1 pseudogene is annotated in these 920 nt (G+C 62.5%); it reads left to right on the top strand.

What is annotated here, in order from left to right:
• Positions 1-88: 88 nt before the first annotated feature.
• Positions 89-908, top strand: a pseudogene (locus ACNQQL_RS35970) (IS5 family transposase).
• The last annotated feature ends 12 nt before the right edge of the window (positions 909-920 follow it).

The raw sequence follows: 920 nt of genomic DNA, 5'->3' as shown, positions 1-920 counted from the left end.
AGAGACGGTTTCAAAAAGGCTGTTTGGGGCTGTTAACTTGTGCGGCGAGCTGTTAACCTCAGGCATCGGAACAACCGAGGCCGAGGAGATGGGCAAGCCGATCATCGACGATGAATTGTGGACACTGATCGAGCCGTTACTGCCGCCAGCCAAGCCGCGGCGCGAGAAGAATCCGGGCCGCCTGCCTGTTTCGAATCGCGCCGCGCTGACCGGTATCTTGTTCGTTCTCAAGACCGGACTTCGCTGGCGCGACCTGCCCGCCGAGATGGGATGCGGCTCGGGCGTGACGTGTTGGCGACGGCTACGCGATTGGCAGGCTGCAGGCGTGTGGGACCGCTTGCACGAACTGCTGCTGGCGAAGCTGCGAGCAGCAGACCAGATCGACTTCTCGCGAGCCGCTGTCGATTCATCATCGATTCGCGCCGTTGGGGCGGGCCAAAAACTGGGCCAAACCCTACCGATCGTGCGCGACCCGGTTCCAAGCACCACATCGTCACCGACGCTAACGGCACCCCGCTTGCCGCGATCCTGACCGGCGCGAACGTCCACGACGTCACGCAACTGCTGCCGCTGATCGACGCGATTCCGCCGATTCGCGGATTGCGCGGCCACCCGCTGCAGAGACCGCGCGTTGTCTACGCCGATCGCGGTTACGACTCCGAGCGACATCGACGAGCATTGCGCAATCGCGGTATCGAGCCGGTGATCGCCCCAAGCGCCGTACCGAACATGGCAGCGGCCTGGGCAAATATCGCTGGGTCGTCGAACGCACACATGCCTGGTTGCATCACTTCCGTCGCCTCCGGATTCGTTTCGAGCGTCGCGCCGACATTCACGGGGCGTTCCTCAAACTCGGTTGCTGCCTGATTTGCTGGAATACCCTCCGGCGCGCCGAACAGCCTTTATGAAACCGTCTCTAA

Source organism: Burkholderia sp. LFS061 (assembly GCF_047978125.1).
Lineage (GTDB): Bacteria > Pseudomonadota > Gammaproteobacteria > Burkholderiales > Burkholderiaceae > Burkholderia > Burkholderia pyrrocinia_C.
The sequence above is the reverse complement of the archived record's forward strand: the minus strand, read 5'-3'. Positions and strand labels throughout refer to the sequence as shown.